Below are 21,250 nucleotides of genomic sequence, written 5' to 3'. Positions count from 1 at the left end.
GATTATGGCAATGAACAAAGTTAAAGTAAATAGTGACGTAGAGTTGAAAGACAGACTGGTTGCCATCAACCGTGTTACCAAGGTAACAAAGGGAGGTCGCACCTTTACATTCGCAGCCATTGTAGTTGTCGGCGACGGCAACGGTATCATCGGCTGGGGTCTTGGTAAGGCTGGTGAGGTTACAGCAGCTATCGCCAAGGGTGTTGAGGCAGCTAAGAAGAATCTTGTTAAAGTTCCCGTACTCAAGGGTACCATCCCTCATGAGATGGAGGCTCGCTTCGGCGGTGCTCAGGTATTCCTGAAGCCAGCTGCTGCTGGTACCGGTCTTGTTGCCGGTGGTGCTATGCGTGCCGTACTGGAGAGTGTTGGTATCAAGGATGTGCTCGCTAAGTCAAAGGGCTCATCTAACCCTCACAACCTGGTTAAGGCAACTATCGTAGCTCTGAGTCAGATGCGTGATGCCTATACTGTAGCAGGTACTCGTGGAATCAGTATGGATAAAGTATTTAGAGGTTAAAGGAGAAAATAACTATGGCAACAATTAAGGTAAAGCAGATTAAGAGTAAGATCGGTTATCCAGTTGATCAGAAGCGCACTCTCGAGGCTCTCGGCCTGCGCAAGATCTCTCAGGTTGTTGAGGTAGAGGATACTCCTTCAATCCGTGGTATGATCCGTAAGGTACACCACCTGGTAACAGTAGTTGAGTAATTAACATTTTAAAAGTAGATTCGATTATGAAACTGAATAATTTAAAGCCGGCTGAGGGTTCTACCCACTCAAGTCGTCGTATCGGTCGCGGACCTGGTTCAGGTCTGGGTGGTACTTCTACTCGTGGTCACAAGGGTGCCAAGGCTCGTTCTGGTTATAAGAGAAAGATTGGATTCGAAGGTGGTCAGATGCCACTCCAGCGTCGCGTTCCGAAGTCTGGTTTCAAGAACATCAACCACAAGGAGTACTTTGCAGTTAACCTCTCTACACTGCAGAAGCTTGCTGAGGAGAAGAACCTCACCAAGATCGGCATTGAGGAGTTGATCGCTGCTGGTCTTACCAATGGCAAGGTGCTGGTAAAGGTTCTTGGCAACGGTGAGCTCAAGGCTAAGGTTGACGTAGAAGCTAACGCTTTCTCAAAGACTGCTGAAGAGGCAATCAAGGCAGTAGGTGGTAACGCAACAAAAATCTAACATTAAAAATGAAGAAGTTAATAGAGACACTGAAGAACATCTGGAAGATTGAGGACTTGCGCCAGCGCATCCTCATCACTCTCCTGTTCGTAGCAATTTATCGTTTTGGTTCGTTCGTTGTACTTCCTGGTATCAACCCAGCCATGTTAAGCCAATTGCAGTCACAGACTGCCGGTGGTTTGATGTCATTGCTCGACATGTTCTCCGGTGGTGCATTCTCCAACGCATCTATCTTTGCGCTTGGAATCATGCCTTACATCTCTGCTTCTATCGTAATGCAGCTTCTTGCTGTCGCTGTTCCCTACGTGCAGAAAATGCAGCGCGAAGGTGAAAGCGGCCGCAAGAAGATCAGCATGTACACCCGTTGGCTCACTGTAGCCATCCTGATGTTCCAGGCACCGGGTTACCTGATGAACCTGAAGATGACTTCGGGAGCTGCCCTGGCAACAGGCATCTCATGGTCATACTTCATGGTTCCTGCTGTTATCATTCTGGCTGCAGGTAGCATGTTTATCCTGTGGTTGGGTGAGCGCATTACGGATAAGGGTATAGGTAATGGTATCTCACTGATTATTATGATCGGTATTATCGCACGTCTGCCTCAGGCATTCATCCAGGAGGTTAGCTCGCGATTCACTGCCATCACTGGTGGTGGACTGGTTATGTTCTTGGTCGAGATCATCATTCTCTATGCAGTTGTTTGCGCATCAATTGTTCTGGTACAGGGTGTTCGCAAAGTGCCCGTTCAGTACGCTAAGCGCCTCGTAGGTAACAAGCAGGTCGGTGGAGCACGTCAGTATATCCCCCTGAAGCTGTTCGCTGCCAATGTAATGCCTATCATCTTTGCTCAGGCTCTGATGTTCATTCCATTGACTATCGTACAGTATTCAGCTCCTGAGAATGCAAGTTGGTTCGTTCGCACGATGCTCGATCATCACAGCTGGACCTACAACATCATTTTCGCTATACTGATTATCGCTTTCACATACTTCTACACAGCCATCACTCTGAATCCTACTCAGATGGCTGAGGACATGAAGCGTAACAATGGTTTCATCCCAGGTGTTAAGCCCGGTAAGGAGACCGCTGAGTACATCGACACAGTTATGAGTCGCATTACTCTCCCCGGTTCATTGTTCATCGCATTCATCGCTATCATGCCTGCATTGGCAAGCTTGCTGAATGTTCAGGATGCGTTCTCTCAGTTCTTCGGTGGAACATCGTTGCTGATTCTGGTGGGCGTTGTGCTCGACACACTCGCTCAGATCGAGAGTCACCTGCTGATGCGTCATTACGACGGTCTGCTCAGTTCAGGTCGTATTCACGGACGTGGAATGGCCGCATACTAATCTTCTATGAAGATATATCTAAAAACTGAAGATGAGATAGAGCTGATGCGCCAGGCCAACCAACTTGTTGGCAAAACGCTTGGCGAATTGGCTAAACATATTAAGCCTGGTATAACGACCCTCCAGTTGGATAAGATAGCGGATGAGTTCATTAGAGATAATGGTGCTATCCCAACTTTCAAGGGTTTCCCCAATCCATATGGAGGGCCGTTTCCTGCCAGCATCTGCACATCGGTGAACGACGTAGTGGTTCATGGCGTGCCCAACGCTGAGACTGTTCTCAAAGAGGGCGACATCATTTCGATCGACTGCGGTACACTGTTGAACGGCTTTAATGGAGATTCGTGTTACACATTCTGTGTGGGCGAGGTTTCCGACGAGGTCAAGCAGCTGTTGAAGACTACCAAGGAGTCGCTTTACAAAGGTATCGAAAGTGCCGTAGCGGGCAAACACCTGGGGGATATCAGCGCTGCAGTGCAGGAGCATTGTGAGGCACAGAAGTACGGCATCGTACGTGAGTTGACCGGTCACGGTATCGGTCGCGAGATGCACGAAGACCCACAGGTGCCTAACTATGGTCGACGTGGCAACGGTATCATGCTGAAAGCCGGTATGTGCTTGGCTATCGAGCCTATGGTAACAATGGGTAACCGAGCCATCTGGATGGATGCCGACCGCTGGACAATCCGTACTCGCGACGGAAAGCCAGCAGCTCATTTTGAGCATACCATTGCTGTTAGAAAGGGTCAGGCCGAAATCCTGTCTTCTTTTGAAGAAGTGGAGAAATTAGAAGGTAAGTTATATTAAACATTAAGTATGGCAAAACAATCCGCTATTGAGCAGGACGGAACAATTGTAGAATCGCTGTCGAATGCGATGTTTCGTGTAGAACTTGAAAATGGGGTCCAGATTATTGCGCATATCTCTGGTAAGATGAGAATGCACTATATCAAGATCCTCCCCGGTGATAAGGTTAAGGTGGAAATGAGCCCCTATGACCTGACAAAGGGACGAATTGTATTCAGATACAAATAAACAATACGAATTAATATGAAGACAAGAGCATCATTGAAGAAGCGTACCCCAGACTGCAAAATCGTACGTCGTAAGGGTCGCCTGTTCGTTATCAACAAGAAGAACCCAAAGTATAAAATGCGTCAGGGTTAATGTTAAAAATGCATAAAATGGCGGAGAATTGAAAAATTCTTCGTACCTTTGCATGCTTTTTAGCAAGAAATGTAATTTTTAGAGTAATTTATTTTTATCTTTTTAATTAACAATGGCAATAAGAATTGTTGGAGTAGATTTGCCCCAGAATAAGCGTGGCGAAATCGCATTGACCTATATCTACGGTATTGGTCGAAGTAGTTCAGCAAAGATATTGGATAAGGCAGGTGTCAGCCGTGACCTGAAGGTTAACGAGTGGACTGACGACCAGGCAGCCAAAATCCGTGAAATTATCGGCGCTGAATTCAAAGTAGAAGGTGATCTCCGTTCAGAGATCCAGTTGAATATCAAGCGACTGATGGATATTGGTTGCTATCGTGGCGTCCGTCATCGTAACGGTCTTCCCGTTCGCGGTCAGAGCACTAAGAATAATGCTCGTACTCGTAAGGGTAAGAAGAAGACTGTTGCTAACAAGAAGAAGGCTACGAAGTAATTCTAAGTTGAACATTTAAGAAATTAGGAATTATGGCAAAGAAAACAGTCACTTCAAAGAAGAGAAACGTGAGAGTAAACGCTATCGGCCAGCTCCACGTACACAGTTCTTTTAATAATATTATTGTATCGCTGGCTAACGACGAGGGTCAGATCATCTCTTGGTCATCAGCTGGTAAGATGGGCTTCCGTGGCTCTAAGAAGAATACTCCTTATGCTGCCCAGATGGCTGCTGAGGATTGCGCTAAGGTTGCTTACGACCTGGGTCTTCGCAAGGTTAAGGCTTATGTTAAGGGTCCCGGTAACGGTCGTGAGTCAGCTATCCGTGCCATTCATGGTGCTGGTATCGAGGTAATGGAGATTATCGATGTAACTCCACTGCCACACAACGGATGTCGTCCTCCAAAGCGTCGTCGCGTATAATTATTAGAAGGATTATTAAGAAGAAACATATTTTATTATTATGGCAAGATATTTAGGACCGAAATCAAAAATTGCGCGTCGTTTTGGTGAGCCCATCTTCGGCGCAGACAAAGTTTTGTCTAGGAGAAACTTCCCTCCTGGACAGCATGGCAACAACCGTCGTCGTAAGATGTCGGAGTATGCAGTCATGCTGGCAGAGAAGCAGAAAGCCAAGTATACCTATGGTGTACTCGAGCGTCAGTTCCGTAATATGTTTGAGAAGGCAGCTAAGGCTGAGGGTATCACTGGTGAGGTTCTGCTGCAGAACCTCGAGAGTCGTCTCGACAACGTAGTATTCCGTCTTGGTATTGCTCCAACTCGCGCTGCTGCTCGTCAGCTCGTAGGTCACAAGCACATTACAGTTGATGGTCAGGTTGTTAATATTCCTTCTTATGCTGTTAAGCCTGGTCAGGTTGTAGCTGTTCGTGAGAAGTCTAAGTCACTTGAGGTTATTGAGGCTGCTCTTGCAGGTTTCAATCACAGCAAGTATCCTTGGATTGAGTGGGATGAGAATGTAAAGGGCGGTAAGTTCCTGCACAAGCCTGAGCGCGCCGACATCCCCGAGAATATTAAGGAGCAGTTAATCGTTGAGTTGTACTCTAAGAACTAAAATCATTTAAATTAATGGCGATATTAGCATTTCAAAAACCCGATAAAGTCGTAATGTTGGAGGCCAACGACAAGTTCGGCAAGTTCGAATTCCGTCCTTTGGAGCCTGGCTTTGGTGTAACCATTGGTAACGCCCTTCGCCGCATTCTGCTTTCATCACTCGAGGGTTATGCTATCAACACCATCCGCATTGCTGGTGTTGAGCATGAATTCTCATCAGTTCCCGGTGTAAAGGAAGATGTAACCAACATTATCTTGAATCTGAAGCAAGTTCGATTCAAGCAAATAGTAGAAGAATTCGAGAACGAGAAAGTAAGTATCACGGTCGAGAATTCTACAGAATTCAAGGCTGGTGATATCAGCAAGTATCTTTCTGGATTTGAAGTGTTAAATCCCGATTTGGTGATTTGTCATTTAGATTCCAAAGCATCGATGCAGATTGATATTACAATCAACAAAGGTCGTGGATATGTACCTGCCGATGAGAATCGCGAGTTCTGCACCGACGTTAATGTAATTGCAATCGATTCTATTTACACTCCGATCCGTAACGTAAAGTACGCTGTTGAGCCATATCGTGTTGAACAGAAGACCGACTATGACAAGCTGGTACTCGAGGTTACTACGGACGGTTCCATCCACCCAAAGGATGCACTGAAAGAGGCTGCTAAGATCCTCATCTACCACTTCATGCTGTTCTCTGACGAGAAGATCTCTCTCGAGAGTTCTGAGACTGAGAGCAACCAGGAGTTCGACGAGGAGATCCTGCACATGCGCCAGCTGCTTAAGACTCGTCTCGTTGACATGAACCTCTCGGTTCGTGCCCTCAACTGCCTCAAGGCCGCTGATGTTGAGACACTTGGCGATCTGGTACAGTACAATAAGACAGACCTCCTGAAGTTCCGTAACTTTGGTAAGAAATCGCTCACTGAGCTTGATGATTTGCTCGAGAGTCTGAATCTGTCGTTTGGAACTGATATTTCAAAATACAAACTGGACAGAGAGTAATCTCTTGCCCAATAAAAGCAAAAAATAATTATGAGACATAATAAGAAATTTAATCATCTCGGTCGTACTGCATCTCACCGCAGTGCCATGCTCGCAAACATGGCTATCTCGCTGATCATGCACAAAAGAATCACTACGACCGTAGCAAAGGCTAAGGCCCTGAAGAAGTATGTAGAGCCCCTGATCACTAAGGCTAAGGAGGATTCTACCAACTCTCGTCGTGTAGTATTCAGCTACCTCCAGAACAAGGAGGCTATCAAGGAGCTTTTCTCTACTGTAAGTGAGAAGGTTGGCGATCGTCCCGGTGGATACACTCGTATCATTAAGCTCGGTACTCGTCAGGGTGACGCTGCTCAGGTTTGCTTCATCGAGCTCGTTGACTTTGATCCAGAGATGGCAAAGGATACTAAGAAGAAGTCAACCCGTCGTTCACGCAAGGCTGCTCCAAAGGCAGAGGCTGCTGAGGCTCCCGTAGCTGAGGCTCCTGCAACTGAGGCTCCTGCTGAAGAGGCTAAGGCTGAGTAATCGTTAGAATTTTATATTCTAATTATAAAGAATAGGGATTTTCCTACCAAAGTGTGGGGGAATTCCTTTTCTTTTTTTTGTATATATGCGTATCTTTGCACCGAAATAGTTAATTAGTTAGTTAGATTGGTTATGAAGAAGTTGTTTGTTATGTCGCTTGGTGCCATGCTGCTGCTGAGTAGTTGTGGCACCTACACGGAGACAGGGGCTACCACAGGTGCCTGGTTCGGATCAATCATCGGTTCGGCTATCGGAGGCCTTTCTGGCGGTCCACGTGGCAGTGATGTCGGCACGCTGATTGGCATGGCCGGTGGTGCAATTGTTGGTGCAGCTGTAGGACAAGCAGCCGATGAAGCGCATCAAAAGAAGGTGGAGCAATACGAGCAGCGCCGTATGGATCGTGGCAGTGTTCAACGCCAGTCGGATTATGACTATCCCGATGATCGCATATATATGGATAATACACCAGCTCGCACACCTGATGTGTTGGAGATCCGCCGTCCGATGCTGATCGACAGTAGTCGCGACCAGGTGCTGGCACGTGGTGAGGAGGCCAGAATTGTGTTCGAGGTTTATAATACAACAGATAAGATTCTGTACCGCGTACGTCCTAATGTAACAGAAATAAGCGGAAACAAGCATATAGAGGTTTCTGACAACGTAATGATAGAGAGTATAGCCCCAGGTAAGGGCATCAGATATACAGCGCTCGTACGGGCTGATAATGGATTAAGAGATGGCGAGGCTGTTTTCCGTATAGGAGTTTTTCTAGGTCGTAATGAGATTGTTTCCCAGACAAGGGAGTTCAGGATTCAAACAAGTAAGCGATAGGGTTCGTCCTATCGCTTCTTTTTTTCTTTATGCTCCTGCTGCTTTTTCTGTTTCATCTGTTGGTTTAGTTCAACCCAGATTGGTGTGGCGGCATCGCCATCGCTGGTACTTAAGTCGAGCTCTGGCTTGCTGAATACCTCGGCAGGTTTGAACGGGATGACCGACTCGTTAAACTCCTCGACAATCACTGGGGCTATGCCCTGGGCGATGATGCCTAACTCTTTGGCGGCACGATGCGAGAGGTCGATAACGCGACCTTTAACGTACGGACCACGGTCGATGACCTTTACGATAACATGGTTACCATTGGCTGGGTTGGTTACTAACAGCAGTGTACCGAAAGGGTAGGTGCGGTGGGCGCATGTAAGACTGTCGTGATGCAGTCGCACACCGCTGGCCGTTCGGCGGCCGCTGGAGCTTTTAGAATAAAACGAAGCCTTACCGCTCTCGGTTTGCGCCTGAGCGGTAAAGCTTATTATTAGTGTTAGTGTCGTTGCGACTATTTTTATGAATTTGATCATACAATGCCTTCATGCCGAAGCATGGCAGTATAGACCTTGGCTATCGCCGCCAATGCCTGACAGCATGGCAGAATAGACCTTGGCTATCGCCGAGCTCTACACGATGCCCTGAGCGAGCATAGCCTTAGCGACCTTCATGAAGCCGGCTACGTTGGCACCCTTTACATAGTTAATGTAGTTGCCTTCCTTACCGTACTTCACGCACTGCTCGTGGATACCACTCATAATCTGGTGCAGACGCTGGTCAACCTCCTCGGCGGTCCAGCTCATGCGCATTGAGTTCTGAGTCATCTCCAAACCTGATGTGGCTACACCACCGGCGTTAACAGCCTTACCAGGAGCGAACAGCTGACCAGCGGCGATGAACTTGTTGACAGCCTCGGCTGTGCAACCCATGTTAGATACCTCGGCTACGCAGAGTGGCTTGTTGGCCAGAATCATGTCGGCATCAGCACCATTCAGCTCGTTCTGAGTAGCACATGGCAGATAGATGTCGGCCTTCTGCTCCCAAGGCTTCTTGCCTGCGAAGAACTTAGAACCCTCGAACTCCTCCTCGTATGGCTGACATACGTCGTTACCACTGGCACGGAGCTCCAGCATGTACTCAATCTTCTCTGCATCGAGACCTGCGGGATCGTAGATGTATCCATCAGGACCTGAGATGGTGATAACCTTGGCACCCATCTCGGTGGCCTTCTTGGCAGCACCCCATGCTACGTTACCGAAACCTGACAGAGCAACGGTCTTACCCTTGATGTCGAGTCCGTGAGTCTCCAGCATGTGGTGAACAAAGTAGAGTGCACCATAACCTGTAGCCTCTGGGCGCAGGATAGAGCCGCCCCATTCCATACCCTTACCAGTGAGGGTAGCGCCATGGAACTGGCTGGTGAGCTTCTTGTAGTAGCCGAACAGATAACCAATCTCGCGACCACCTACGCCGATATCACCGGCAGGTACGTCCATATCAGGACCGATCACCTTGTACAGCTCGCACATGAATGCCTGGCAGAAACGCATAATCTCGGCATCGCTCTTACCACGGGGAGCAAAGTCGGATCCGCCCTTACCGCCACCCATAGGCAGGGTGGTAAGTGCATTCTTGAAGGTCTGCTCGAAACCGAGGAACTTCAGGATACTGAGGTTTACTGATGGGTGGAAACGCAAACCGCCTTTGTAGGGGCCGATGGCGCTATTGAACTGCACACGGTAACCAATGTTTACCTGTACCTCGCCCTTGTCGTCGACCCAGGGCACACGGAAAGTAGTGATACGCTCTGGCTCTACGATGCGCTCTATGATTTTGGCTTTCTCAAACTCGGGGTGCTGGTTGTACACATCCTTGATGCTGTCCAACACCTCTCTTACTGCCTGTAAGTACTCCATTTCGCCTGGATGCTTCTGCTCCAAGGCCTGCATAATTTTCTCAACTTCCATTGTCGTTAAAACGTTTTAAGTTTACATTTTGTTACTAATTGTACTGCAAAAGTAGGAAAATTACCGATACCATCCAAGTAAAAACCCGAAAATTTTTATCGCAAAGTTACATTTTGTTAATTGTGCGCGTTCCCAGGAATTTATGGAAGGCATCTTGGTAACCATCGGGCACGTGAATAATCTCGTTTCCGATGTAAATGCAATCGTTGCGGTCAACCTTTCTTATTTTGTCAACCGCTATAATATATGATCGGTGTACACGCAGAAATTTCTCAGGTGGCAGCATCTCCTCAACAGCTTTCATCGTGAGGTGGGTGATGAGTGGCTTGGGCTCGCTGTCGAGATAGAACATCACGTAATCCTTCATACCATTTACATAGATGATATCACTGATGGTGATATTACGCAACTCGCCATCCACGCGAACGAAGATGGCTGATGGGTGATTGGTGATGGGGGATGGGTGTTGGCTGACAGGCGATTCGCTTTTGGCAAACCACTCCTTGGCTTTCTCTACGGCCACCATGAACTTGTTATAGCGGATGGGCTTGAGCAGGAAGTCGAGGGCACTCACCTCGTAACTCTCAAAGGCATACTCCTTGAAGGCGGTGGTGAACACCACACGTGTTTCGGCTGGAATCATGTGGGCCAGCTCCATGCCGTTCAGGTCGGGCATCTGTATGTCGAGGAACAGCAGGTTGGGCTTCTGCTCCTTAACGGCGTTGATAGCCTCTACCGAGTCGGTGAAACTGCCCAGCAGTTTCAAGTCGGGTGTCTTAGCTACAAACGATTCCATCAGCTTTACGGCCAGTGGCTCATCATCTACTATAATACAGGTTAATGGCATATAATGTTTAATGTTTAATCTTTAATGTTTAATGTATAATGTTTAAAGTAATCCTCACGTGATAAATATTGTCTTCGAGGGATTGCTCCCATGTGTACCTGCCTGCGTACATTAATTCCAGGCGGCGACGGGTGTTCTCCAGTCCGATGCCCGAACCACTACGGTCGGCATCATCCTTGGGGAAGTTGGTGTTGTCGCAGTTGAATATCAGTTCGTCAGCGTTCTGCAGCAATCGGATGTCGATCTTCGACGGACGGTTACTGCTCACACCGTGTTTGAATGCATTCTCTACGAGTGATATGAATAGCAAAGGAGCTATCTCCATGTTCTGTTTGATATCGAACGAAGTTGTTACCTCGGTTTTCTCGTTACAGCGCAGTTTCATCAGCTCGATGTAGTTACGCATAAACTCCACCTCGCCCTCGATGGGCACCGTTTTCTTATTTGTCTCGTACATAGCGTAGCGCAACAAATCGCTCAGTTGTGCGATAGCATCCTGGGCGGCATCTGCATCTATTTGGCACAAACTCGAAATATTGTTGAGTGTATTAAATAAGAAATGTGGGTTTATCTGATTTTTGAGCCAAGCCAGTTCGGCCTCAGTGTTCTTGGCTTTCTCGTCTTTCAGTTGCTGTTTGATTTGTCGGATGCGCATAAAGTGGCGTATGCCGATGGCGATAGCGCCCACAAAGCAGTTGAGCAGCATAAACAACAACATGCCTGCAAAGATACCTATCCACATGTTTGGTGTCATCGTTATCTCATGCGGAATGCGGTCACGATGGAACCATAGCATGAAGAACTGACTGTTCATCAGTAGGATAGTGAGCAGGTTGCACAGTGCGAACCACCAGAACCTGCGGCGGAAAAACAGGAATGGACCGAACAGGTAGAAGTTGATGAAATAGATTACGAAGGGCGAGTGTAGAATACCCCAAACCACAAAGAACGAGGTCTTTGTGGCATGTAAGTCTTGCGTGCTAAGGAATGTGGCCAGCGGCATTGCCAGTATGATGATGGCCCAAACACCAAGCTGTGTCAGTAGTAACCAGATATTTTTTTTCTCTATCTTCTTCATAACGCTTGCAAATATATGAAATAATTTAGAATAAAGCGCCCTTTTTTGTAAAAAGAACGCTTTATTCCATCTTTTTCTTACATATCGCTGCCGATGCTGTTCAACATCTCACCCTGCGACTGCTGCTCGATGAAGTCGTTCTGTACGCGGCTCTGGTGCTGCTTCTGCGATACTCTTGAGTTTCCGAAGGTGTAGCTGACGGTGAAGGTTACGCCGTAGATGGGCACCTTGATGCTGGTGTTGCTGGTAAAGTCCTTACCGCGGCTTGAGGTCTCGATATTGATGTTGCCGCCCTTGTTCAGTCCCATCAGTCCTGAAATGCTCAGATTCAGCTTATCCTTGAGCAGACTCTTCGATACGCTGGCTGTTACCAGGTTGAAACCGCCGCTGTAGCCCTGCAGGTTGTAGCTCTTGGTAGAGGTGATGGCAAAGGCGCTCAGCTTCAGGTCCCAAGGCAGTGTCTGCTGTATGCCGGCCATGATGTTAGCTGTCCAACCGCTGTTTTTCTGGTCGAGTGCTGTACTGCGCAGGTCGGTGTAGTTCAGACCGCCGTTGAAGAAGATACGGGTATTCTTAGTGAGCAGGTAGTTAACGTAACCGCTCAGACCAGTCTGATGACTCTTTACAACGTTGCCGTAGGTGGTGTTCAACAGGTTGTCGGTATCGTAGAAACTGTACTGCGAGATGGCGTTATCCACAAAGTTGTGATGCAGGTTCAGGTTCACCATCAACTTTGATGTAAAGGCATTGTAAACTAGTGATACGTTATGTGCCTTCTCAACATCCAGGTCGGGGTTACCGTAGCTCAGAGCAATGGGGTTTGTCTTATCAACGTATGGGTTCAGGTAAGAGATACCGGGGCGAGAGATACGCATGTTGTAGGTAAGACCGAGGTTAGAACCCTGCGAGATGGTGTACTGCATGCTGGCTGTTGGAACCAGACTACCGTAACTGGTGCTGAAATCCTGACCATTACCCAAATGGTACTCTACATCCTGCCATGTGTACTCGTAACGCAAGCCTGCCTTCATACCGAACTTGCCAAAGTTGCCTACATACTCGCCATAGCCAGCCAAGATAGAGTTCTTGTACTCGTAGTCGGAGCTTGAACTGGGATCGTAGGTGCCCTTCAGATAGTACTTGGCATCTGATGTGGCATCGTGCAGTTGCAATTTACTACCCATACTCAGTGTTTGTCCCTGTGCCAGTGGCATGGTGTAGTCGAGCTGGAAGATGTGGTTGGTGGTCTTATCCTTATTCTCCGAGAAACGGTCGGTCAGATCGATAATGGTCGAGCTTGTTCCAAAGTTGTTGGTCATCTCGGTGGTGGCGGGGCTGTAGTTCAACTGGTAGGTCAGAGCCAGGCTTTGGGTGTGCTCCTTGTTAAAGAAACGCTGGTAGTCGATACTTCCGCTGAATGAAGTACGCGAGTTCTTCATATCTGTAGTACTGCCGTAACTGAATCCATTGCCGTAAGCGTTGCCACCCATGGTGGTGGTAGATGTGCCGGTGCTCTTCATGTTCATCGAGTTCACCTGAGCAGTCAGGTTCAGCACACTCATCGAGTCGAGCTGGTATCCCAGACTCAAGCTTCCCATGGTGAATGGTGTTTTTACGTTGTTGCTCGATGTCATCAACTGGCTAACTCCGTTGTCCTGAATCTGCTCCATTTCGGTGGTGGTGTTGCCAGGTTTGTTGTAGCTGGTCATCACGTTGGCGCTATAACTCAACTTGCCCTGCTGTCCGTTCAGGAACAGGCTTCCGCCCAACTGCTTGTTGCCAGCCGATGCACGTACTGTTCCGTTATAGCCGTTCATGCTCTGTGCTGCCTGTGGGTTTTGCTTGTTCATCACGATGTTCAGTACACCTGCGGCACCCTCGGCATCGTACTTGGCGCCTGGGTTGGTCATTACCTCGATGCTCTTAACGGCTGAGGCTGGCATGCTCTTGAATACCATTGATGGGTTGCTCGAGAACATCACGTTGGGCATACCATCTACATATACCTTGAATGATGACGATCCGTTAACGGTGATGTTATCCTGTCCGTCGACAGTTACCATGGGCACCTTACGCAGCATATCCAGTACGGTATTTGATTTCGAATCCTCGTCCTCGGCTACGTTGTAGCTCATCTTGTCAACCTCCATTTTTACCAATGGCTTCTGAGCAACAATCTCCACACCTTTCAGCATGGTTTCATTCTCTTTCATAAAGATCGTACCCAGATCGAGTGGTGTTTCTTTTCCCAGTTCGATGCTCTGTCGCAACTCTTCCTTACCTACGCTGCTAAACACGATGTCGAACTTGCCCTTACCTTTCACCTCCTGCTGGAAGTGACCGTTCTCGTCGGTGATAAACATGGCGATAGGCTTATCGCTTTTGCCAGCCTTAAACACACGAACGGTGGCAAATGGTTCGCCCTCGTTCAGGGTCTTGTCCATCAGCACACCACTAACGGTAGTCTTCTGTGCCATTACTACTGCTGAGAGTGTCAGCATCATTGTTACCAGGAAAAATCTAATCTGTTTCATACCTTTTATATTTTTAATTTTTACATTCTTGAATTTTTAAATTTTTCTGCTGCAAAGGTATGAAAAAAGGGGGCAAGCGTGAAATCTCTTTCGACGTTTGCCCCCCTGTGTTTCGACGTTTGCCGTCGGCTTATATCTTTTCCAGTGCCTGCTTGATGTCGTCCAGGATATCCTCTACATCCTCGATACCTACTGAAAGACGGATCAAGTCGGGTGCTACACCAGCCTCGCGCAGCTGCTCATCGCTGAGCTGACGGTGGGTGTGACTGGCAGGATGCAGTACACAGGTGCGGGCATCGGCCACGTGGGTCACGATGTTGATCATCTCCAGCGAGTCCATCCACTTAATGGCTGTCTCGCGAGTACCCTTCAGTCCGAAGGCAATCACACCGCAGCTGCCGTTGGGCAGATACTTCTGTCCCAGTGCGTAGTACTTATCTGTAGGCAGTCCGCAGTAGTGTACCCAAGCCACCTTATCGTTGGCGTTCAGGAACTCGGCTACCTTCTGTGCATTCTTGCAGTGCTGGGCCATGCGCAGGTGCAGTGTCTGCAGTCCCATGTTCAGCAGGAACGAGTTCTGTGGGGCAGGGATAGAGCCCAGGTCGCGCATCAGCTGAGCCACCAGTTTGGTCATGTAGCCCATCTTGCCAAAGGCCTTTACGTAGGTAAGTCCGTGGTAGCTCTCATCAGGTGTACATAGTCCGGGGAACTTCTCGGCATGAGCCAACCAGTCGAAGTTACCGCTATCCACAACACAACCGCCAACCTGTGTGGCCATTCCGTCCATATACTTGGTGGTACTGTGGGTTACGATATCGGCACCCCACTCAAAGGGGCGGCAGTTTACTGGTGTGGCAAAGGTGTTGTCCACAATCAGGGGAACACCGTTCTTGTGAGCAATCTTAGCGAAACGCTCAATATCGAACACGGCACAACCAGGGTTCGAGATAGTCTCGCCAAACACAGCCTTTGTGTTCGGGCGGAAGGCTGCCTGAATCTCCTCGTCGCTGGCTTCGGGCGATACGAAGGTACATTCGATGCCCAGCTTCTTCATGGTGACGCCAAAGAGGTTGTAAGTGCCACCATAAATCTCGTTCGATGTGATGAAGTGGTCGCCAGCCTGGCAGATATTGAACATAGCGTAGAAGTTAGCTGCCTGACCGCTAGATGTGAGCATAGCACCTACACCGCCTTCGAGTGTGCAGATCTTAGCTGCTACCGCATCGTTGGTGGGATTCTGCAGGCGGGTATAGAAATAGCCCTCCTTCTCCAGGTCGAACAACTTTGCCATCTCCTCAGAGTCGTCGTACTTAAATGTAGTACTCTGGATGATGGGCAACTCAATTGGTTCTCCGTTCTTGGCCTTGTAGCCGGCCTGTACACATAGTGTACCTTGTCTTAGTTTCTTTACCATCTTGATCCTCTTGTTTTACAATTTGCCGGCAAAAGTACAAAAAAGATATCAATATGCCAAATTTTGGGCGTTTTTCTTGCATAAATTGAAAGAATTGTTTATCTTTGCAACAGAAACATGTCCCCGTGACTATCTATTAACTTTATGACGAAAACAATTGTACCACCACCGTTTCTAATACCGGGTGATAAGGTCGCATTGGTGTCGCCTGCCTACAGGGTAGATGAGGCAGTGATAGCCGAAGCCGCAGCAGTTATCGAGAGCTGGGGCTTACAACCTGTTATCGGTCCTCATACCAACTGTTTGAATGCTGATGTGTATGCAGGCACAGCCGATGAGCGTGCAGCCGATATGATATGGGCACTGCAGGATGATAGCATTAAGGCCATCATCTGTAGTCGAGGTGGTTACGGCTCTATCCATCTGCTTAACCGTATCAGTAGGGATAGTTATCGTCAGCACCCCAAGTGGCTGGTGGGGCATGGCGATATTACCACACTGCTTTATGCTGAGGCTGGGGCAGGGGTGATGAGCATGCACGGACCGATGGCATTCCAGTTGGCAGGTAATCTGGAGCCCTGTTCTACGTTGATGCGCAATATGCTGTTTGGCATGGTGCCGCTTTTTAAGGTGCCTGGTAATCCAAACAACCAATGCGGTCATGGCGAAGGTATTCTGATAGGTGGAAATCTGTCGAGCTATTCGGCCATCGCAGGAACAAAGTTCAACCTGCCCGAAGATCAGGACATTATTCTGTTTCTTGAGGAGATGGAAGAGTCGTTGCACGATATCGACCGTTTGTTCTATATGTTGCGACTGCAGTTAGATTTCTCGCGTGTAAAAGGTATTATCTTCGGTACTTTCAGTTCTATCAGGTTCGATATTCAGTACGATAGCGTTGAGCAGATGCTTATTGCGCATCTTAACGATCTGGATATTCCTATTGCCTGCGGACTGCCCTTTGGTGCTAACAGGTGTATGCCGCTGTATGTGGGAGCTACATGCACACTTGATGTAACACCCGATGTAACTACGCTTGCCTTTGATGTTGAGGGCGACGTACAGACTGTTGATGTGGCACCTGCCGATCAACAACTCTTGAAATCACAAAAAGATTAAGTTCTTACCACAGGTAATCTTCTACCTCCCCGTCGAACTTGATGGGGCCTTGCCAGTTGTTGGCACGCATTACCTGTTCTATCACCTTTTGCTGGTCGGGTGTTATCAGGCGTTCGCCCTTACGCATCTGGAAATACTGCTTGCGCCCGAACTTGGCAATCAGCTGTCGACGTATCTTAAACTCCAGGTGCCAAGGCATGTCGTAATACATGTTGGTAAAGCCTTTCTTCTTGATAACACGTATATCTTCGCGATACAACGGACAACTGTCGCTTCCCATCAGTGGGTTATGTGGGTTAACTGCCAGGTATGTTTCTCTACTGGTATCGGCATAACGGCCTACCATCCATCTCAAACAGTGCCTGTGCAACGGGCAACTGTCTATAAAACATATAGTATAGTGGTCAACTTTATCTTTCATGTGGCAAATATACAAATAAATACCGAATGTGCATCACTTTTTGCAATAATTTTTCTATCTTTGCGGCATGATTATGAAAAAAATAACTATAAGCCTAATGGTTTTGCTGTTGTGCGCGGTTACTAGTATATTCGGATGGTGCCACGCCAACTACTTTCTTGAATACCTTTGAGAAGTAGTTGGGGTCGGCAAAGCCGCAGCTGTAGGCTGTTTCCGAAACATTATGTCCGTCGGTAATCATCTGGCAAGCCTTTTGTATGCGCTTGTGGCGGATGTAGTCGCCAGCCGAGGTGTTCATCAGATTCTTCATCTTGGTGTGCAACAGACTGCGACTCATACCTAATTCGGTGGTGATATCGGTAACCGAGAAGTTGGCGTTGCCGATGTTGCTGTCCACCAGTTCCATCAGTCGCTGGATAAAGTCGCGGTCGAGCTGCGTCAGACTGTCGTTCTGTTTCAGCGATTCTTCACCGTCATTAAAGATGGATTGCTGACGGTTCTGTATCAGTTTGAGCAGGTTACTGATCTGTAGCGAAAGCGATTCGGGGTCGAAAGGCTTCAGTACATAGGCATCGGCACCGTTGCGATAACCATCCTTCACGTCCTCGGGATCGCCCTTGGCAGTGAGCAGAATCACGGGTATATGACTGGTGCTCATGTTGCCTTTTATCATGTTACATAGCTCGGCACCGGTCATCACAGGCATCATCACATCCGATACCACCAGGTCGATATCCGAACGACTGATGGCGATGTCCCATGCTTGCTGTCCGTCGGGCGCCGTTATCACGTTGTAATCGGCAGCAAACAGCTGCTCCAGGAATTTCAGCATATCCTCATTATCCTCAACCACCAGCAAGGTATGTTTATGTGTTGCTGAGGCCGATGGGGCAGCAGTGGCCGAAACGGCACTGCCCGCAATGGTAACGGGTGTGGCATCGAGTTTACTGAGATAGTTGCTTACCGTGGCTTGTTCGCTATCGCCGGCAATCTTGTTCTTATCCGAGAATGCGTTGCCTGAGATGTTCAGCAGTATCGTAAACGTGCTGCCCTTGCCCAGCTCGCTCTCTACCGATACCGAGCCTTTATGGATCTCAACCAGTCGGCGGATGAGCGCCAGACCGATGCCCCAGCCACTGCTGTTGGTGCTGTAGCCGCGCTTGGTTTGGTAGAAACGTTCAAATATATTCTTCTGCTCGTCTTTGATAATGCCGATACCGGTATCGGTTACCTGCATCTTCAGGAACAGGTCGGGCGAATCCGCCGTCTGTGTAATCTCGGCATGGATGGTGATGGCGCCGCCGTTACCTGTGAACTTGATGGCGTTCGACATGAGGTTGTTCAGTATATGCTCGATATACGAGGGCGAGAACCAACCGTCTTCGCCGTTGTCGATGCAGTTCACGGTGAGGTGTAAGCCCTTGGCCTGAACGGCCTCGTTAAAGTTATCGGCCACCACACCCACAAACTCCACTGGGTTGCCCTGCTGTACGTAGAACGGGAAATTGTCTGACTCAATCTTGTTGAAGGTCACCAGCTCGTTAATCAGGTGTTCCATCTTAGAGCAGTTGCGAATGGCAAGGTTCAGCGATTCTCCCACCTCCTTATCCACCTCGCTGGCGCTGATACTCTTTAGTGGCGCGATGATGAGCGAGAGTGGTGTCTTGAGCTCATGTGATACCATCGTGAAGAAGTTCGACTTCATGCGGTCGATCTCCTCAACCTTGGCTTTCTCCATGTTGGCATAGCGCACCTTGGCCTGCTCTTTCATGCGGATATTGTAGAGCGTGAGTCCGCCCCACACCAGTGCGGCAAAACATATAAAGTATATAATGTACGCGAGGGTGGAGAGATAGAACGGTGCCTTGATAACGATGGTAAGCGTGCGTTCAGGACATTTATCCCAGTCGCTGTCGCAGGTGTTTGCCCTTACGTGCAGCTGGTAGGTGCCCGGACTGAGCAGATAACCATAGAACCGGCGTTCGGCACCTACACTGCGCCATTCCTTATCAATGCCATCCACCTTTATCTGATACTGTATGCCCTGCACATTCTCGGGCATCACTACACCATACTCGATGTGGAACGAGTGCGACTCTTCGTAGGTGAGTGTGATGCAGTCGGTATAGTCGATCTGCGAGCGTACCTGATCGTTTACAAACAGTTTCTTGAAATGCACATACATGTTCCTGGCCTCGGTGTGCATCTGTTTGGGCTGGAAGGCTATCAGACCGTCGAAGGTACCCATCAGCACGCGTCCGTCGGTGGCCAGATAGGTTGATGTAAAGTTAAACTGGTTGACGGGCAGTTCGGCACCTGCCGAGAAACAGCGGGTATGCCCATCGCTCAGTCGGTGACTGAACAAACCTTGGTCGGTACCAATCCACAAGCTACCCGTTTTATCCTCAACAATGCTGCAAACCGTACATTGGCGGGGTATCCATGTGCCTGCCTGATGAATTTTGCCGTTCTTGTTGTCGAGCCAGAACAAGCCGTTATTGTTAGTGCCTATCCACAGGCGACCTTTCGAGTCCTCGAATGACGATATGATGTAATTATCGGTCAGTCCGCTGCCGTTATCCCTACTGTAACTTGTTACCTTGCCGTTGCTGATGCAATACAAGCCGCAAGCCACCGTGCTGGCCCATAACTGGTTGTGGCGATCTACAAACAGCGAGTAGATAAATGTGCGGTCCAGCAGGTCGTCGCCTATCGTGCAGAACGTATCCGATTGCTCGTCGTAGTAGCGCAGTCCCTCCATGGTGGCTATCCACAAGCGTCCGTTCTTATCGCGGGTCAGGTAAAAAATACCCTCCGATGTAAGTCCCTTGGTACGGTAATACTGGGTGGTTTTGCGGGTTTGCAGGTTGTAGCGGTACAACCCTTTGAATCGTGTACCAATCCAGATGTCGGCAGTCTTGGCATCGTAGTAGATGCTGTGCGTGTTCGAGTCGAGACCAGGAATCTCGGTAAAAGGTGTGAACAGACCTGTGATAGAGTTGTAGATGTTTACACCCTGGTCTTCGCTAGCAATCCAGAAGATGCCAGGCGATGTCTCGGTAATCATGCGTGGTATGCGCGCCTTTAACTCGCCTTTCGCGGCACTGGGCTCGAAATGGCGGAACTGCGGTTTCTGAGTCGACAGATAATCTACGCCACCGAAGTATGAGCCTATCCAGATGTTGTTCTGACGGTCGGCCAGGATAGTATATACCGCATTGTCCGACAGACCGTCGCTACCATAGTGCTTCTGTGTGAGTATGCTGCTGCCATCGGGATTCAACGTCAGGATGCCGTTCTCGGTACCGAACCAGATGCGGTGCTGCTTGTCCTCGATAATCACACGGATGATGCCGCCGGTTAGTTGGTTGGCGGTATAACGCTGTTGGGCATGACTCTTCAGATTGTAGCAGATGGCACTACCATCGTTGCAGCCCACCCATAGGCGCTGTTTTGAATCAACTAGCAAGGGGAGGATGGCGTTATGGCTTACGGGCTGTCCATCGTTCAGACTGATGTTTAGCGGTAGTATCTTTGTGAGGTTAGCGCTCATCGAGAATATCATCTGACTGGCCGACACGTAGATGTTGCCAGCCCTATCCTTAGCCAGCGAGGCAATGGTGCCGGCATTGAGCGATGGAATCACTACAAACGAGTCGGTCTTGGCATCGTAAGCATACAACTGTCCCGAGCCGGTGAGTATCCTGCCATCGTTGGTTTCTACAAAACTGGTACAGTAGCCCCGCACGTTGAAATAGTTACGGAAGTCGTTGGTTTGGGGGCGATACATGCTCACACCGTTCTCGGTACTAATCCAAAGGCGGTGCTTGCTATCCACAAACAATCCATGAACAAAGTTATGCACTAATGAGTTGGGCTGTCCCTCAACATGGTAGTAGGTATCTACATTATAACCATCATATCTGGCCAGTCCGTTACGTGTACCTATCCATATATAGCCGTTGTTATCCTGCACCATGCACTCTACCTGCTGGTTGGGTAAACCGCACGAGGTGTTCAGATGCTGGAACTTAAAGTCGGCAGCATTTACCATGACGCTGGCAAATATCCAAGTAAGGAGTAACGTTATATATCGCATTGCTTCGTTTTTATCTGTGTGCAAATTTAGCGATTAATTCTGATTTTAACCCTATTTTTGTGCAGTAATTCTGTACTTTTGACGATATTACCCGTTTTCAGAACAATATTACCCGTGCCTAATAATCCTTTTTATTACTTTTGCCGCCGAAATCTTTAT

Annotated in this window: 22 protein-coding genes; 14 read left to right on the top strand and 8 right to left on the bottom strand. The window is 48.5% G+C overall.

The window, feature by feature from the left end; genetic code table 11:
- Nucleotides 1–4: 4 nt before the first annotated feature.
- From rpsE to PRU_RS10765, 13 genes are all read left to right on the top strand, one after another.
- Nucleotides 5–517, top strand: coding sequence for a 30S ribosomal protein S5 (rpsE, locus tag PRU_RS10825; RefSeq protein ID WP_028902366.1), 513 nt, complete (start codon nucleotides 5–7; stop codon nucleotides 515–517).
- Nucleotides 518–531: 14 nt separating this feature from the next.
- Entirely contained in the window at nucleotides 532–708 is a 177-nt protein-coding gene (gene rpmD / locus PRU_RS10820; protein ID WP_013063208.1) for a 50S ribosomal protein L30, read from the top strand.
- A gap of 26 nt (nucleotides 709–734) precedes the next feature.
- Entirely contained in the window at nucleotides 735–1,181 is a 447-nt protein-coding gene (gene rplO / locus PRU_RS10815; protein ID WP_013064744.1) for a 50S ribosomal protein L15, read from the top strand.
- A gap of 8 nt (nucleotides 1,182–1,189) precedes the next feature.
- Nucleotides 1,190–2,530 (top strand): preprotein translocase subunit SecY, encoded by a 1,341-nt coding sequence (secY, locus tag PRU_RS10810; RefSeq protein ID WP_013063504.1) that lies wholly within the window; start codon nucleotides 1,190–1,192, stop codon nucleotides 2,528–2,530.
- A 6-nt stretch (nucleotides 2,531–2,536) separates the two neighbouring features.
- Nucleotides 2,537–3,337: a type I methionyl aminopeptidase gene (gene map / locus PRU_RS10805; protein ID WP_013064374.1), complete on the top strand. Its 801-nt coding sequence runs from the start codon at nucleotides 2,537–2,539 to the stop codon at nucleotides 3,335–3,337.
- A gap of 9 nt (nucleotides 3,338–3,346) precedes the next feature.
- The gene (gene infA, locus PRU_RS10800) at nucleotides 3,347–3,565 is read left to right on the top strand and encodes a translation initiation factor IF-1 (protein WP_004341775.1); all 219 of its coding nucleotides are present in this window, start codon (nucleotides 3,347–3,349) and stop codon (nucleotides 3,563–3,565) included.
- A 15-nt stretch (nucleotides 3,566–3,580) separates the two neighbouring features.
- A complete protein-coding gene (gene rpmJ, locus PRU_RS10795) occupies nucleotides 3,581–3,697 on the top strand; it encodes a 50S ribosomal protein L36 (protein ID WP_009160995.1) in 117 nt (38 codons plus the stop codon).
- Between the two features lie 112 nt (nucleotides 3,698–3,809).
- Complete coding sequence (rpsM, locus tag PRU_RS10790; RefSeq protein ID WP_013065210.1) at nucleotides 3,810–4,190, top strand: 30S ribosomal protein S13; 381 nt, start codon at nucleotides 3,810–3,812, stop codon at nucleotides 4,188–4,190.
- A 32-nt stretch (nucleotides 4,191–4,222) separates the two neighbouring features.
- Nucleotides 4,223–4,612, top strand: coding sequence for a 30S ribosomal protein S11 (gene rpsK / locus PRU_RS10785; RefSeq protein WP_013063216.1), 390 nt, complete (start codon nucleotides 4,223–4,225; stop codon nucleotides 4,610–4,612).
- Nucleotides 4,613–4,652: 40 nt separating this feature from the next.
- Nucleotides 4,653–5,261, top strand: a complete 609-nt coding sequence (gene rpsD / locus PRU_RS10780) for a 30S ribosomal protein S4 (protein ID WP_013064747.1) — start codon at nucleotides 4,653–4,655, stop codon at nucleotides 5,259–5,261.
- Nucleotides 5,262–5,275: 14 nt separating this feature from the next.
- Nucleotides 5,276–6,268, top strand: coding sequence for a DNA-directed RNA polymerase subunit alpha (locus PRU_RS10775; protein ID WP_013064365.1), 993 nt, complete (start codon nucleotides 5,276–5,278; stop codon nucleotides 6,266–6,268).
- A gap of 30 nt (nucleotides 6,269–6,298) precedes the next feature.
- The gene (gene rplQ, locus PRU_RS10770; RefSeq protein WP_013065636.1) at nucleotides 6,299–6,793 is read left to right on the top strand and encodes a 50S ribosomal protein L17; all 495 of its coding nucleotides are present in this window, start codon (nucleotides 6,299–6,301) and stop codon (nucleotides 6,791–6,793) included.
- Between the two features lie 132 nt (nucleotides 6,794–6,925).
- Nucleotides 6,926–7,624 (top strand): glycine zipper domain-containing protein, encoded by a 699-nt coding sequence (locus PRU_RS10765; protein ID WP_013063848.1) that lies wholly within the window; start codon nucleotides 6,926–6,928, stop codon nucleotides 7,622–7,624.
- Between the two features lie 8 nt (nucleotides 7,625–7,632).
- Here the strand turns inward: PRU_RS10765 and PRU_RS10760 are convergent, their stop codons facing one another.
- The 6 genes from PRU_RS10760 to PRU_RS10735 form a co-directional block, all read right to left on the bottom strand.
- Nucleotides 7,633–8,145: a septal ring lytic transglycosylase RlpA family protein gene (locus PRU_RS10760; protein WP_013064184.1), complete on the bottom strand. Its 513-nt coding sequence runs from the start codon at nucleotides 8,143–8,145 to the stop codon at nucleotides 7,633–7,635.
- A gap of 96 nt (nucleotides 8,146–8,241) precedes the next feature.
- A complete protein-coding gene (gdhA, locus tag PRU_RS10755; RefSeq protein ID WP_013063372.1) occupies nucleotides 8,242–9,579 on the bottom strand; it encodes an NADP-specific glutamate dehydrogenase in 1,338 nt (445 codons plus the stop codon).
- A gap of 106 nt (nucleotides 9,580–9,685) precedes the next feature.
- Complete coding sequence (locus PRU_RS10750) at nucleotides 9,686–10,426, bottom strand: LytR/AlgR family response regulator transcription factor (RefSeq protein ID WP_013065275.1); 741 nt, start codon at nucleotides 10,424–10,426, stop codon at nucleotides 9,686–9,688.
- A 28-nt stretch (nucleotides 10,427–10,454) separates the two neighbouring features.
- Complete coding sequence (locus tag PRU_RS10745; protein ID WP_013064586.1) at nucleotides 10,455–11,504, bottom strand: sensor histidine kinase; 1,050 nt, start codon at nucleotides 11,502–11,504, stop codon at nucleotides 10,455–10,457.
- A gap of 77 nt (nucleotides 11,505–11,581) precedes the next feature.
- Nucleotides 11,582–14,038: an outer membrane beta-barrel family protein gene (locus PRU_RS10740; RefSeq protein WP_013063782.1), complete on the bottom strand. Its 2,457-nt coding sequence runs from the start codon at nucleotides 14,036–14,038 to the stop codon at nucleotides 11,582–11,584.
- A 130-nt stretch (nucleotides 14,039–14,168) separates the two neighbouring features.
- Nucleotides 14,169–15,452 (bottom strand): O-acetylhomoserine aminocarboxypropyltransferase/cysteine synthase family protein, encoded by a 1,284-nt coding sequence (locus PRU_RS10735; protein WP_013063038.1) that lies wholly within the window; start codon nucleotides 15,450–15,452, stop codon nucleotides 14,169–14,171.
- Between the two features lie 144 nt (nucleotides 15,453–15,596).
- Here PRU_RS10735 and PRU_RS10730 point away from each other — a divergent pair, with 144 nt between their 5' ends.
- On the top strand, nucleotides 15,597–16,571 hold the full coding sequence (locus PRU_RS10730; RefSeq protein ID WP_013063734.1) for a S66 peptidase family protein: 975 nt from the start codon (nucleotides 15,597–15,599) through the stop codon (nucleotides 16,569–16,571).
- A 4-nt stretch (nucleotides 16,572–16,575) separates the two neighbouring features.
- Here PRU_RS10730 and PRU_RS10725 read toward each other — a convergent pair whose 3' ends face one another.
- Nucleotides 16,576–16,992 (bottom strand): DUF6078 family protein, encoded by a 417-nt coding sequence (locus PRU_RS10725; protein WP_143040021.1) that lies wholly within the window; start codon nucleotides 16,990–16,992, stop codon nucleotides 16,576–16,578.
- Nucleotides 16,993–17,086: 94 nt separating this feature from the next.
- Complete coding sequence (locus PRU_RS10720) at nucleotides 17,087–21,091, bottom strand: hybrid sensor histidine kinase/response regulator transcription factor (protein ID WP_041386134.1); 4,005 nt, start codon at nucleotides 21,089–21,091, stop codon at nucleotides 17,087–17,089.
- Between the last annotated feature and the right edge of the window lie 159 nt (nucleotides 21,092–21,250).

The organism is Xylanibacter ruminicola 23 (assembly GCF_000025925.1).
Lineage (GTDB): Bacteria > Bacteroidota > Bacteroidia > Bacteroidales > Bacteroidaceae > Prevotella > Prevotella ruminicola.
The sequence above is the reverse complement of the archived record's forward strand: the minus strand, read 5'-3'. Positions and strand labels throughout refer to the sequence as shown.

Excerpts from the sequence above, each read along its gene's own strand:
- rpsE (WP_028902366.1), top strand. The coding sequence starts at position 5 with ATGGCAATGAACAAAGTTAAAGTAAATAGTGACGTAGAGTTGAAAGAC.
- rpmD (WP_013063208.1), top strand. The coding sequence starts at position 532 with ATGGCAACAATTAAGGTAAAGCAGATTAAGAGTAAGATCGGTTATCCA.
- rplO (WP_013064744.1), top strand. The coding sequence starts at position 735 with ATGAAACTGAATAATTTAAAGCCGGCTGAGGGTTCTACCCACTCAAGT.
- secY (WP_013063504.1), top strand. The coding sequence starts at position 1,190 with ATGAAGAAGTTAATAGAGACACTGAAGAACATCTGGAAGATTGAGGAC.
- map (WP_013064374.1), top strand. The coding sequence starts at position 2,537 with ATGAAGATATATCTAAAAACTGAAGATGAGATAGAGCTGATGCGCCAG.
- infA (WP_004341775.1), top strand. The coding sequence starts at position 3,347 with ATGGCAAAACAATCCGCTATTGAGCAGGACGGAACAATTGTAGAATCG.
- rpmJ (WP_009160995.1), top strand. The coding sequence starts at position 3,581 with ATGAAGACAAGAGCATCATTGAAGAAGCGTACCCCAGACTGCAAAATC.
- rpsM (WP_013065210.1), top strand. The coding sequence starts at position 3,810 with ATGGCAATAAGAATTGTTGGAGTAGATTTGCCCCAGAATAAGCGTGGC.
- rpsK (WP_013063216.1), top strand. The coding sequence starts at position 4,223 with ATGGCAAAGAAAACAGTCACTTCAAAGAAGAGAAACGTGAGAGTAAAC.
- rpsD (WP_013064747.1), top strand. The coding sequence starts at position 4,653 with ATGGCAAGATATTTAGGACCGAAATCAAAAATTGCGCGTCGTTTTGGT.
- PRU_RS10775 (WP_013064365.1), top strand. The coding sequence starts at position 5,276 with ATGGCGATATTAGCATTTCAAAAACCCGATAAAGTCGTAATGTTGGAG.
- rplQ (WP_013065636.1), top strand. The coding sequence starts at position 6,299 with ATGAGACATAATAAGAAATTTAATCATCTCGGTCGTACTGCATCTCAC.
- PRU_RS10765 (WP_013063848.1), top strand. The coding sequence starts at position 6,926 with ATGAAGAAGTTGTTTGTTATGTCGCTTGGTGCCATGCTGCTGCTGAGT.
- PRU_RS10760 (WP_013064184.1), bottom strand. The coding sequence starts at position 8,145 with ATGATCAAATTCATAAAAATAGTCGCAACGACACTAACACTAATAATA.
- gdhA (WP_013063372.1), bottom strand. The coding sequence starts at position 9,579 with ATGGAAGTTGAGAAAATTATGCAGGCCTTGGAGCAGAAGCATCCAGGC.
- PRU_RS10750 (WP_013065275.1), bottom strand. The coding sequence starts at position 10,426 with ATGCCATTAACCTGTATTATAGTAGATGATGAGCCACTGGCCGTAAAG.
- PRU_RS10745 (WP_013064586.1), bottom strand. The coding sequence starts at position 11,504 with ATGAAGAAGATAGAGAAAAAAAATATCTGGTTACTACTGACACAGCTT.
- PRU_RS10740 (WP_013063782.1), bottom strand. The coding sequence starts at position 14,038 with ATGAAACAGATTAGATTTTTCCTGGTAACAATGATGCTGACACTCTCA.
- PRU_RS10735 (WP_013063038.1), bottom strand. The coding sequence starts at position 15,452 with ATGGTAAAGAAACTAAGACAAGGTACACTATGTGTACAGGCCGGCTAC.
- PRU_RS10730 (WP_013063734.1), top strand. The coding sequence starts at position 15,597 with ATGACGAAAACAATTGTACCACCACCGTTTCTAATACCGGGTGATAAG.
- PRU_RS10725 (WP_143040021.1), bottom strand. The coding sequence starts at position 16,992 with ATGAAAGATAAAGTTGACCACTATACTATATGTTTTATAGACAGTTGC.
- PRU_RS10720 (WP_041386134.1), bottom strand. The coding sequence starts at position 21,091 with ATGCGATATATAACGTTACTCCTTACTTGGATATTTGCCAGCGTCATG.